Annotated in this window: 8 protein-coding genes; 7 read left to right on the forward strand and 1 reads right to left on the reverse strand. The window is 55.9% G+C overall.

What is annotated here, in order from left to right:
• Nucleotides 1–29: 29 nt before the first annotated feature.
• Nucleotides 30–902, reverse strand: coding sequence for a helix-turn-helix transcriptional regulator (locus tag FHS18_RS17670; RefSeq protein WP_183601399.1), 873 nt, complete (start codon nucleotides 900–902; stop codon nucleotides 30–32).
• A 139-nt stretch (nucleotides 903–1,041) separates the two neighbouring features.
• Here FHS18_RS17670 and FHS18_RS17675 point away from each other — a divergent pair, with 139 nt between their 5' ends.
• From FHS18_RS17675 to FHS18_RS34955, 7 genes are all read left to right on the forward strand, one after another.
• Nucleotides 1,042–4,338 carry a glycosyl hydrolase gene (locus FHS18_RS17675; protein WP_183601400.1) on the forward strand — a complete coding sequence of 1,099 codons (3,297 nt, stop codon included), beginning with the start codon at nucleotides 1,042–1,044 and terminating at the stop codon, nucleotides 4,336–4,338.
• A gap of 276 nt (nucleotides 4,339–4,614) precedes the next feature.
• Nucleotides 4,615–5,562 carry an ABC transporter permease gene (locus FHS18_RS17680; protein WP_183601401.1) on the forward strand — a complete coding sequence of 316 codons (948 nt, stop codon included), beginning with the start codon at nucleotides 4,615–4,617 and terminating at the stop codon, nucleotides 5,560–5,562.
• A 13-nt stretch (nucleotides 5,563–5,575) separates the two neighbouring features.
• The gene (locus FHS18_RS17685) at nucleotides 5,576–6,457 is read left to right on the forward strand and encodes a carbohydrate ABC transporter permease (RefSeq protein WP_183601402.1); all 882 of its coding nucleotides are present in this window, start codon (nucleotides 5,576–5,578) and stop codon (nucleotides 6,455–6,457) included.
• Nucleotides 6,458–6,553: 96 nt separating this feature from the next.
• The gene (locus tag FHS18_RS17690; protein WP_183601403.1) at nucleotides 6,554–8,173 is read left to right on the forward strand and encodes an extracellular solute-binding protein; all 1,620 of its coding nucleotides are present in this window, start codon (nucleotides 6,554–6,556) and stop codon (nucleotides 8,171–8,173) included.
• Nucleotides 8,174–8,245: 72 nt separating this feature from the next.
• Nucleotides 8,246–10,486, forward strand: coding sequence for a helix-turn-helix domain-containing protein (locus FHS18_RS17695; protein WP_183601404.1), 2,241 nt, complete (start codon nucleotides 8,246–8,248; stop codon nucleotides 10,484–10,486).
• Nucleotides 10,487–10,511: 25 nt separating this feature from the next.
• A complete protein-coding gene (locus FHS18_RS17700; RefSeq protein WP_183601405.1) occupies nucleotides 10,512–12,608 on the forward strand; it encodes a glycosyl hydrolase 115 family protein in 2,097 nt (698 codons plus the stop codon).
• Nucleotides 12,605–12,739 (forward strand): hypothetical protein, encoded by a 135-nt coding sequence (locus FHS18_RS34955; RefSeq protein WP_281378782.1) that lies wholly within the window; start codon nucleotides 12,605–12,607, stop codon nucleotides 12,737–12,739. The genes FHS18_RS17700 and FHS18_RS34955 overlap by 4 nt, the downstream gene beginning before the upstream one ends.
• Nucleotides 12,740–12,746 lie beyond the last annotated feature (7 nt).

A 12,746-nucleotide genomic window follows, 5' to 3' on the forward strand; every position in this document is an offset into this window, starting at 1 on the left:
TAGATAGCTGCCATAGAGCCGCAGCCTGGCTATTCCTGCATCCGGAATTCCGAAGGCGTCATGCCGGTCTCTTCCTTGAAACTGCGGTGAAAATAATGCGTGCTGCTGTAGCCGAGCCGTTCGGCGATGACATCGATCGGTTCCCCAGCGAGCAGCAGCCGCTTTGCCAGCCGCATCCGCTGGTCCATCATATACGCCTTAGGCGTCGTACCCGTAGCGGCCTTGAACAGCTCGGCGAAATATGCCGCTTGGTAACCGCAGGCCGAGGCCAGTTCGGCTACCGGCCAAGTCCGGTCCGGATGCTGCGCGAGCAGCTGAAGGGCCGGTTTTATTTTGCGCCGGGTATCGGATTCCTGCTCTTCCGTCAACATTCGCAGCAGCGCGGCCAGCAGAACCGTCAATCGGCTGCGCAGGACAAGCTCATAGCCTTCTTGTTGCTCCTCGTATTCGTCAACGAGCTGACGAATTGGCTCCTCCAGCTGCGGCGTCCTCAACTTGAACGGGATCGGCAATCGGGTATAACGGCCGAAGTCGATCGTAAGATCAACCGGCTCTTGCGCCATTCCGCTCTCCCCGCAATAGATCATGCCAGCTGACGGATGGACGGGCTCCGGCGATTCGCGGCCCCAATCGAAATGGACGCTATAGTAGGTAAAAGGCTCTCCGTCCGGGCTGCGCAGCACCATAGGCGTGCCGCCGCCATAGAGCCCGATGTCCCCGGGACGAAGCTCATGGCAGCTAGAGCCGAGTCGCAGCTCGGACTTGCCTGCCAGCATATAGATCAGCTGGTTGTCGGGGATGATCCGCGGTCCCCATTGATGCCCCGGATCGGCCGTCGTCCGACCGGCGAAATTGACCGCCAGGCGAAGCTTGTTGAAATCTCCTGCATGCCACGCACGCATATCCGAATCGCTCCCCTCTACGCCTATCATAAAACAGAATCCGGGAAAACTGCACGTTTAGGCAACGAAATTGCAGTTACGCGAAGGACGGCGTCTGCTATCTTAGCCGTATAAGATTCTTCTCCTAGGAGTGATTAACATGCGGCATCAACCGAAATATGCGCAGCCGTCTTCCGCGTACCGCATCCAGCCGTTCTGGTTCTGGAACGGCGAGATGGATGACCGGGAACTGGAGCGGCAGATCCGCGAGATGGCGGACAAAGGCTTGGGCGGCTTCTTCCTGTGTCCGCGGCAAGGGCTGCAAATTCCGTATTTATCCGACAACTGGTTCGAGAAGGTGCGCTTCGTGACCGACTTGGCCGCCAAGCGCAACCTCGAAGTATGGCTCTATGACGAGTACCCGTATCCGAGCGGCATTGCCGGCGGAGAGGTGCTGCTGCACCATCCGGATGCCAAGCATAAGCTGCTGGCGCATCGGTCGGTACCCATAAGCGGTGGCGGGCAGGCTCAGCTAGACTTGCCTTGGGGACAGGTGCTGTACGCCAAGGCTGTGCCGATCTCACCGGCAACCGGCGCTCCGGTATGGGAGGAGGCTGTTGACCTGCGCAGCCGGGTCGGCAATATCCAGACGGAGCAGGTGTTCCAGAAGACGGGACTTACCGCGTATAACAACAAACGCTTCTTCACGTACAATCCGCAGAAGCAGCTGCGCTGGCTAGCGCCGGCAGGGAGCGGACCATGGGAGGTGCATGCCTTCGTGGAAGAAGACGTCAGCGATTTCAAATATTACGGCACTTTCGTCGACCCGCTGCACAAAGACGCGATGCGCACCTTCATCGAGCTTACGCACCAGAGGTATGCAGACACCCTTGGCGATCGCATGCCGTCGACGGTCAAGGGCATGTTCACCGACGAGACAGGACTGCTCGGCCACCTGCCTTGGTCGCCCGTCATTGCCGGTTACATGAAAGAGAAATTCGGCACGGATCTTCACGAACAGCTGCCGGCGCTGCTGTATGACATGGGAGATCAATCGGCCAAAGTCCGTTATCAGTATTACCAGGCCATCCATGAGCTGCTGCGGGACAACTACCATCGTCAGGTGCATGATTGGTGCGAAGCGCACAATCTGCAATATATCGCCGAAGTGCCGTCCGTCCGCATGTCGACGCAGCGCTACAGCCATATCCCGGGACTGGACAGCGCGCATGAGAAGCTTGGCCGATCGCTCGAATGGATCCTGGACCGGTACGCCCACAGCTTCCGCTACAATCCAAAGATGATGACCTCCCTTGCCCGCCAGCTCGGAAGAGAACGGGTGCTGGTCGAATGCTTCCACAGCGTAGGCTGGTCGATGACACTGCAGGACGCCAAGTGGATGATCGACCGGCTGGCCGCGCTCGGGGTCAACATGTTCAACTTCCATGCCTTCTACTACACGACCGACGGATTGACCAAACATGACGCGCCGCCCTCACAATTCCTGCAGAATCCTTATTGGCCGCACTTCGGCTTGCTGGCCGACTATACGGCAAGACTTAGCGTGCTCATGAGCGAAGGGCGCATGAAGACCGATCTGGCGGTGCTGTACCCGACGGCGTCCATCTGGGCGCATATGGGCAATCCGTTCCATGAATTCCGTTATTGCGGGGAGGATCAGGAGGAAGCTCGGCGGCTGCAGCAATTGAAGGACGACTGGCATGCAATGTGCAAAATGCTCACCCTTCATCAGCGGGACTACGACCACCTTGATTCGGAGATACTCGCCGAAGCGCAAGTGGACCAGGGACGCATTCGCCTCGGACAGGCCGAATATTCCGTATTGATCCTGCCGCCGATGAGCGCGCTGGAGTCCGAAGCGTGGGACGTGATCCGCCGCTTCGCGGAGAGCGGCGGCACGGTGATTGCAGTTGGCCTCTTGCCGTACCAGACCATCGACGCGCGCACGGGCGTAGAGGAAGAGACGCTGGCCTGGTTCGGCGCGGAGCGTCCGACAAGCCGCACGTATTGGGCCGACTCGGCCGCCGAGCAAGAACTGCCGCGTATCGTGGACCGGCAGATTGGCCGCGGGCGAGCTTATTGGATCGAAGCGCAGCATGGCCTTAAGGATAACGAAGCCATTCATGCATTCCTCCGAATCGTGGAGCGAACGTCGCCTGCCTTGGTCAGGTTGGAACATGCTGACGACTCAGCCGTTCGTTCCTTCCTCATCCAGCATAGGGAATTACCCGATGAGGCGGAACTGGTCTTCTTAAGCAACCAGGAAGGGGAGCATCAAGCGACCCGCTTCATCTATAAAGGCGCGTTATGCAGCTTGCGGAATTCGCTATCCGTCGAGCTATTGGACCTCGTCACAGGCGAGACGAAGGGGATTCCCTACACGGCGCTCGAAGACGGCAGCGTGGAGGTTTCGCTCGATTTTGCCCCGTATGAAGCGCATGCCTTGTACTTGAGCAGCAGGGAAGGAGCCGAATCCGCCTCGGACTCGACCGCCCTTACACTTCCAGCTTCAACCCAGCGGCCGCAGAACCACGCGGTCTTCCAACTCGATTGCCTTGCGGATTGGGAGCTGGCGGCGGAGCGGGACAATGTGTTGCGACTCGGCGAATTCGAGTTGACCGTCAATGGGGCGAAGGCGCCGGTCAAGGTGCAGCCGAAAACCTTCATCGACCAAGTAGCCGATCTGGCCGCGCAGGGAGAGCGCCTGCCATTGCATTTTCGCCAGCCGTTCGGGATCCCGATGGAAGCGCGAGTACAATATCCGGCGAACTGCCGTTACGAAGCCGAATTTATCGTCGAGGAGTTGCCGCCTACCTGCAAGCTGCTGATGGAGCGCGGGGCTATTGCCGGTAACTACTCGATCCGCATTAACGGTCACCTGTTGCCGAGCAATTCGTTCGAACAAGATATCTATTACGATTATTTAAACCGGTCCTGCGATATCCTGCCGTATCTCGAATCCGGGCACAACCAGGTGTGTATCGAAGTCGAAGCGGCGGAAGATTGGCACGGCGTCGTGAATACGATCTACATCATCGGGGATTTCGGGGTTGCAGCCGGATCCGCGGAGCAGCCAGCGAGAATCATCACCAAGCCAGGCGTCGGCCATGTTACGGGTACGACCCAGCCGGGCCATCCGTATTATGCGGGTACGGTCCGATTAAGTCAGACCTTCCATCTGCATAAGGTACCGCAGGAGGAGACGTTCGAGATCGCCTTCGCGAACTGGGACCCGCACTTCCACGACTGCGCGGAAGTGATCGTCAATGGAACATCGCTCGGCGTCCGCGCATGGTCGCCGTACCGCTTCGCGGGCAGCGCGTCCATCCTCCATGAAGGCGATAACGAGGTGGCAATCCGACTGACGAATACGCTGATCGGCATGCTCGAGGGCAAGCGCTTCGACTATGCGAGCCATCAGCTTCACGATGTTTAACTAGCCAAGAAAGCAACGCCAAGGCCGGGTCAGAGTTCATTCTGCCCGGCCTTTGTGCACTTCGTTATCCGTGATCCGATCGATGAACCCAATTCTGCCCGCAGCCGTCAAACCCAGGCGTATCAACGGTTTCGGAATTCGGATAACCCTGCGGAAATGAGTCTATTGTGCCGCAATCTTGCATCCCCGTATAGTGTGGTTAGCCGGCCTGGACACAGCAGCTTAACGGGCAGCAGGCCACACTATATTTCTTCACAACAAAAGAGAGGGATGCATATGAATCGGAGCTTGGCACGCAGCAAGCCATTGCCATTGGCAAGGCGCCGGCAGGCAACAGGCATATGGAAAGATTACCAGCTGTACTTATTGCTCATTCTACCAATCGCTTATTTCATTCTGTTCAAGTACGTCCCGATGTACGGCGCTGCCATCGCCTTTCAAGACTACAGCATCTTCAAGGGCGTAACGGGCAGCGAATGGGTCGGCTTCGAGAACTTCCGCGAGCTGTTCAAGATGGAACAATTCTATATTGTCGTCCGCAACACGCTCATGCTCAACTTCCTGGATCTGATCTTCTCGTTCCCTGCGCCGATTCTGCTCGCGCTGTTGCTGAACGAGCTTCGGGTAACCTGGTTCAAGAAGACGGCGCAGACGCTGTTGTATCTGCCGCACTTCATCTCGTGGATCATCATCGGCGGCCTCGTGTATCAGATGTTCTCCAATCAGGGTGGCCTGGTCAACAACGTGATCACGGCCATCGGCTTCGATACGGTCCCATTCTTGACGGAGAAGAATCACTGGCTGCTCGTCTATCTCGGCACCGGCATTTGGCAGAGCGCAGGCTGGGGAACGATCATTTATCTCGCCGCATTGACCGGCATTAATAAGGATCTGTACGAGGCTGCGGACGTAGACGGCGCGAGCCGGCTGAAGAAGATGTGGCATATTACGCTGCCGGGCATCCGTCCGACGATTATCGTCATGCTGATCATGCAGCTTGGCCATATCATGACCATTGGGTTTGAACGTCCGTTCGTCATGGGCAATACGCTCGTTATGGATTACGCGGAAGTCATCAGTACATTCGTCTACAAAGCGGGTCTGCAATCCGCGCAATTCTCGCTGGCGACGGCAATGGGCTTGTTCCAAGCCTTGGTGGGATTGTTCTTCGTCATCTTGTCGAATACGATCGCCAAGCGCTTCGGCGAGCAAGGAATATGGTAGGAGGGGCGGCAGCATGACAAACGAAGGCAAATTAAATCGAATCCGGCTGGCGGACATCGCCATTATGATCATCGTTGGAGCAGCCATGCTCATCTGTCTTATCCCGTTCCTGCATATCATTGCGGTGTCGCTCAGCTCCAAGCAGGAAATTATCTCCGATCGGGTTACGATCTTCCCGAGAGGTTGGGACTTTGAATCGTACAAGATCGTCTTCCAAGATTCCAGAATGCTGCGGTCGATGGGACTGACGATCGTGCTGACGACGGCGTTCACGATCGTGAGCATGATCATGAGCATATGCGCGGCCTATCCGCTTACCAAGACGCAATTAAAAGGCCGGTCCTTCTTTATGATGATCATCGTCTTCACGATGTTCTTCAGCGGCGGCTTGATTCCCGAATATTTGCTGGTGAAGCAGCTGGGGCTATTGGACAGCATGTTATCGCTCATCTTGCCGGGCATGATCAGCGCATTCAATCTGATTATTCTCCGTTCGTTCTTTAGCAGCATCCCGGACAGCCTGGAAGAATCGGCTTATCTGGACGGCAGCTCGCATATCGGGACGTTGATCCGGATCGTGCTCCCGCTGTCGCTCCCGGCGCTGGCCACGCTCAGCTTGTTCTATGCCGTATCCCGCTGGAACGGATTCATGGACGCGCTCTTCTACATCAGCAATTCGGAGATGTACCCGATCCAGCTGAAGCTGTATCAGGTCGTCATGAACAGTATGGTTACCGATCTGACCGCACAGGAGGGAGCGGCTGCCACCGAGGTCGTTGCGGAAGGGCTTAAAGCGGCAAGCATCATGTTCGCCACCGTACCGATCCTGATCGTCTACCCATGGCTGCAGCGTTACTTCGTATCCGGCGTCATGGTCGGGGCGGTCAAAGGATGAGAACGATTCCGCTTGAATCTCGTTTTGGTTAATCACTCTGCCTTGCAGAGGTGATAACATAGAGCAAGGCACATTATTCGAAAAGGGGTTTCGTACATGCACGCACAACAAAGAAAATGGTTCGCAGCATCGGCGGCAGTCGTACTGCTGGCAAGCGTACTATCGGCATGCGGCAATTCGAATGATAACAACGCTTCGGGCGCCTCGGACGCTTCATCGGGGAATGCGGGAAGCGGCAATAAAGAGAAAGTGACGCTGAAAGTGGAAGTGTTCGACCGCGGCAACGCGCCGGCCGGCGCTGGTCCTGTCACGGATAACTACTGGACGCAATGGATCCAAGAAAAGTTCGGCGATCCGAATAACATTAAGCTCGAGTTCGTCCCCGTACCGCGCAACCAGGAAATCGACAAGCTGAACGTGCTGATGGCGACTGGCGATGCGCCGGATCTCGTGTTTACTTATGATATGAACACGATTTACAATTACGTCAAAGATGACGGCTTGACCGACCTCACGCCGCTGATCGAGAACGCTCCGAACCTGAAGAAGTTCCTGGGCGACGAAGCGCTGAATTACGGGGTCTTCAACGGCAAGCAATATACGATTCCCGCGAAGCGGCCGCTGCAATTTACGCAATCGACGTACATCCGCAAGGATTGGCTGGACAAACTGGGATTGCCGGTTCCAACGACAACGGAACAATTCTACGAAACGATGAAAGCGTTTAAGGAGCAAGACCCCGGCCAGACGGGCGGCAAAGTCATTCCTTACGACTTCAGCGCCATCGACAGCACGTCGATTACGACCCCGTTCGTTATGGTGAACTCCTTCGTGAAGAAGATGACGGAAGAAGAGTTCTATGCCTTCACCACATCGAGCTACATTCCGGAATTGACCAAACCGGGGTACAAGGAAGGCATTCAATATTTGAATAAATTCTATCAAGAAGGCCTCATCAATCCCGATTTCGCGCTCGATAAGGACGGCAAGCAATTCGAGAGCGACGTGGCGAACGGTTATGTCGGCGCCTTCACCGCGCTGGCTGCGCACGCCAACCTGATGGCGCCGGGTAAAGTGTTCGATACGCTCAAGGAGAACGTTCCGGGCGCGGAGTATATCGCCATCGATCCGTTCACGGACGAAGAAGGCAAGACGCCCAAGTCGATCTATGATCCGATCGGCATGCACATCATGATCCCGAAGACGAGCAAGCATGCGGAAGAAGCGATCAAGTATCTGGACTGGATGTCCCAATCCGACGTGCTGTTCACCTTGCAGAACGGGATCGAAGGCCAGCATTATACGCTCGAGAACGGCTTCCCGAAAGCGGTTACAACGGACGACGCGAAGAAAACGTTCTACAACAACAGCGATATCGCCATAATCTCGAACGGCAAGGACTTCGGCTCCACGGACAAAGATATCGAGGCTACCGCTTACCAATACCCGGGCTATGAAGAGATTGCCAAGCAATCCATTCGGAACGCGCTCAAAGACGGCTATACGATGCCTCGCTTCGACCGTCCGATCGATGCCGAGATCAAATACGGCACGACGCTGAAGGCCAAGGGCTACGAGATCGTCGTGAAGAGCATTCTGGCCAAGCCGGATCAGTTCGAGAAGATCTTCGACGGGGGCGTCGCCGAATACTTGAAGCTTGGCGGCCAGGCTATCCAGGATGAGCGCCGGGCAGCGTACCAAGAAATGAAGAAGTAGAGGATAACCAGGCAAACCCCATCTAATCCATGGGGTTTGCTCCTATTTCGATAGCCAAAGGATGGGAAAGGTATGAAATTAAACAATAACTACATAATGCGGATGCTCGTTTCATATCTTCCCATTCTATGCATTACGATCAGCGTGCTGATCTTTATTTTCTTCTCGATTATCAACCAGTTCAACGTTCGCAACGCGATCCAAGCGAATAAGCTGACGGCCGAGTACATCACGAACATGGTGGACAGCTCGCTCAAGAATATCTCGATCGATGTGCAGAAGATGGCCGAAACCGGCGGAGATCTGGAGCGGTTTCTGGAGACGACTTCGGACCGGGCGCTGAATTTCGAGGCATCCAACCAGCTGAGCAATCTGATGGTGCGCTACGGCCTTATCGATTCGGTCTACCTCTACCGGGTTCAAGACGGCCATGTGCTCGATCAGAGCACGATCCGTCCGCTTGATCAATTCCCGGACCGCAGTTTCGTGCGATTCTCGCTGGATCAGGCTTATACGGGCGTCTGGTCTTCTCCGCGGGTAAGGGAAATGACTGCCCAAGGCTCGCCCGCGCAAGTGCGCGTGACATCATTAGGCTTCAAGATTCCGCGCGATACGGGCAGCCTCGGCTACCTGATGGTGAACGTCAAGATTTCGTCACTGAGCGGATTTATCGGACAGATGATCGATCATACGATTACCGATGCGCAGCTGTATGATGCCAAGGGCAATTCTTTCTTCCATGCCGGACAGACGGCCCCGTCGAAGAACAGGCTGAGCGCGGACGTCGTCTCGGATTATACCGGCTGGACGTACCGGATCAGCATCAAAGGCGGGCAGTTGCTCGATTTTCTGTTCCATGGCAGCACCTTATGGGTATTGCTCGGGTTATGCGCCATCATTCTGGCGATCGGGTCGATGTTCTATGTGACGCGGCGCAACTATAAGCCGATCGAGTCGATCCTGCACCGGATCGATCGATTCTCGTCGATCATTAAGACCGAGCCGAAGGAGAAGGACAACGAGTTCGCCTTTATCGACCAAGCGATCGAACGGCTCATCACGAACAATATGGCGTTCCAGGAACAGCAGCAGGAACATATGGTCATCCGCCGGCAGCAGTTCCTGCAGATGCTGCTGAAGGGAGAGTACAAGGAAGACCAGGCTGCTTGGGAGCAGGAGTGGCAGCATTTTGGGTTGTCCGCCGGCCACTTTATGGTGGCGCTGCTGGAGCTTGATCAATATGTGCAGTTCGGGTTGAAATACAGCCCGAGCGACCAATCCTTGTTCAAATTCATCGTCAGCAGCGTGGCCCAAGAGACGGCCGAGCAGAACGGGCTGAAGGTCATCGTCGAATGGATCGCCAAGAATCAGCTCGTCATTCTTCTCATCGCCGAAGAGGGCATGGCATTGGAGCATCAGCTGCTTCATCTTTCGGAGCAGATCCGGGCATGGGTAGAAGGCCATCTCGACTTTACCGTGACGATCGGGATCGGGACGCCTGCGGATGACGAAGCTTCGATCGCGCGATCCTTCGAGGACGCGGAGGCGGCGGTCAGCCGGAAGGTATCCGTCGGTGTGAACCAGATCATCGATGCCTTGGAGGTCAAGGGGAATCCCGACCGCGAATGGTTCGATTACCTGAAGATGATCCGTACGATCGTCCGCCAGCTGCGAATGTCGGACGGCGGATGGCCGCAGGAGCTGAGCCGTTTATTCCATGAGATGACCGTCCATCGGATGCGCAAGGATGATGTGGACCGGCTGGTGCACTACTTTATTTTTCATCTGGAATATGAATTGGGCGGCGCATTGCCGGAGGCGATGAAGCCTTGGCAGCAGGAGGTCAAGCCTCGCCTTGCCGCAGCTGCGGAACAATCGGATACGCTTGGGCAAGTCGAGCAGGATTTTCTCGGGACATTAACGAAGCTCGCGACGCAGATCGAGGAGCTGTCCCAGAACCGGCGCCATAATGCGTTAATGCGGGAGATCCGGGATTATGTCGCGGAGCAGTATCTGGATCCGAATCTATCGCTGACGATACTGAGCGAACGGTTCCAGATCAGTCCCAAATACTTGAGTCAGCTGTTCAAGGAGAGCATCGGCCAGAACTTCAGCGATTTCCTGATCGGCCTGCGGATCGAATACGCGAAGCGGCTGCTGCGGGAATCCGACGTCACCGTGCAGCAGATCTCCGAGATGCTGGGTTATGCGAATCCCACTTCCTTCATCCGAGTGTTCAAGAAGATCGTCGGCTTATCTCCCGGACAGTACCGGGAATCGGAGATGAAGAGCGCGGAGCGCATTGAGGAATAAGAACGGGAAGGAAGATGAGCAAGTAATGAGTGAGTTGATGGATCAATTGCGGCTAGAAGGCCATGTAAGGATCTATGCAGCAGGAGAGCGGCCTGCTCCGGTCGAGCACGCGCTGAGGATGTTGCAGCGAGACTTGGAGACGGTACTTGGCGCACAGCCGGAGATCGTGACGACTCTAGGTGAGGCGCAGATGGTTATCCGGTTAGCCGAAGAAGCCGACCATTGCCCACAGCGGCCAGAAGCCTACGGTTATCGTTCCAGCCAAGACGGAGATAACGTACAGCTGCACATCATCGGGTATGACGAGCTCGGCATCGTGTACGGGATCCTCGAATTCACGCGCCGATACTTGGGCATTCAGCCGTTCTGGTACTGGATGGATCAGTCCATTGAACGGCGCAACAAGATCGTTATTCCATGCGAGAATTACGATTCTTCGGAAGCAAAGGTACGCTACCGCGGCTGGTTCGTTAATGATGAAGTATGCCTGATCGGCTGGAAGGAGCCCTATCCGCCCACCCGTGAAGTATGGGAGCCCGTATTCGAGGCATTGCTGCGTTGCGGCGGCAATATGGTCATTCCGGGTACCGATCTGCCGAAGGATGGCATCCATTACACGCTGGCCGCAGAAATGGGCTTATGGGTGACCCATCATCATGCGGAGCCGCTTGGCGCGGAGATGTTCCTGCGCGCTTTCCCAGGCAGGATGGCCAGCTATCAGCAGGAGCCGGAGCTGTTCGAGCAATTGTGGCAAGAGGCGATCAACGAACAGAAGGGCCGGAAGGTGCTGTGGGTACTCTCGTTCCGCGGGCAGGGAGACGCGCCATTCTGGATGAATGATCCATCCTTCGATACCTCCGAGAAACGCGGCGCGATGATCAGCAAGGTCATTCGACGGCAATATGAGATGATCGGCAGCGCAGTTCCTGACCCGGTATGCTGCGTTGCCTTATATGGCGAGATATCGGAACTGTATAAAGGCGGCTATATTGATCTGCCGGAGGATGTTATCAAGATTTGGGCGGATAACGGTTATGGCAAAATGGTTTCCCGACGGCATAACAACCTGAATTACCGGGTGAACGCCCTTCCTGCTGCCGACGACGGCGGCAAACACGGCGTTTATTACCATGTCACGTTCCATGATTTGCAGGCGTCGAATCATTTGACCCTGTATCCGGGCCCGGCCGGTTTGCTGAAGCAAGAGATCGAGCATGCCTTTGCTGCAAGAGCGCACGAATATCTGCTGGTCAACAGCGGCAATATTCGCCAGCATGTGTATTCCCTCGATATCATGAGGGAGCTGTGGCTTAACGGCGAGATTAACGCCGAGCTGCATCTGGACCTGTTCGTAAGCAGTTACTATTCTTCGCATCATGATGAGCTAGCCGCGCTGTACCGAAGTTATGCGGAAGCCGCGATTCCATATGGCCCCAATGAGGATGATCTGGCGGGCGACGAATATTACCATCATCCGGCCAGACAGATTATCGGCCATTGGCTGCAGGGCAAAGCCGGGACGCCGGATTCGAGGCTCATCTGGGCGGTAGGAGACGTTCCTTTCGCCGAGCAAGTGAAAGGGTTCGAGGAGCGATTGGCGCCTGGGATCCGTAAGTGGACGGAGTGGCTGGCACGGTGTAATGAGGTGTTGGCCAAGCTTGAGCCGGGGGATCAACGAAGAGCCATCGACCAGCTGCGCTTCCATGGCGAGCTGCATCTGTCGGGCTGCGAGGGATTCTATTGGCTGTCCCGCGCTTACGGCGAATTCGCCGCGCAGCGTTATCCTCAAGCTTTCGTCTTCGCTTCCGAGTCCTTGTGGAGTTACCGAAGAGGGCTTGCAGCGTTAAGGGAGTCCGAGCATGGCAAGTGGGAACGGTTCTATCAAGCCGACTGGCTGACGAACATCGAGAGTACCGTGCACAATGTCGATACGCTCCGAAGATTCATCCGCATGTTCGGCGACAGCCCGGACTTCTTCCTCTGGTATAAGGCGTATCTGATGCCGGAAACCGAGAAGTATATCTATCTGGAGAATACGCATCGTAATCCGTTATCCGATGATGAGCTCGCGGAGCGGTTGAAGCAGCATTTTACGACGAATAAGGAGTGCGATTCACGATGAATACAACGGAACTTAAGGACGCTGCTCCGCTTCAACTGGTCTCGCCGCCGGCTTCCCAGACGGATACCAGTATTGCCTCGCGTGAAGGCGAACCCTACCAGTTCCGCAATACGGATCATACCGTGGTGTAGTCGAGCC

Source organism: Paenibacillus phyllosphaerae (genome assembly GCF_014192105.1).
Taxonomy (GTDB): domain Bacteria; phylum Bacillota; class Bacilli; order Paenibacillales; family Paenibacillaceae; genus Paenibacillus_Z; species Paenibacillus_Z phyllosphaerae.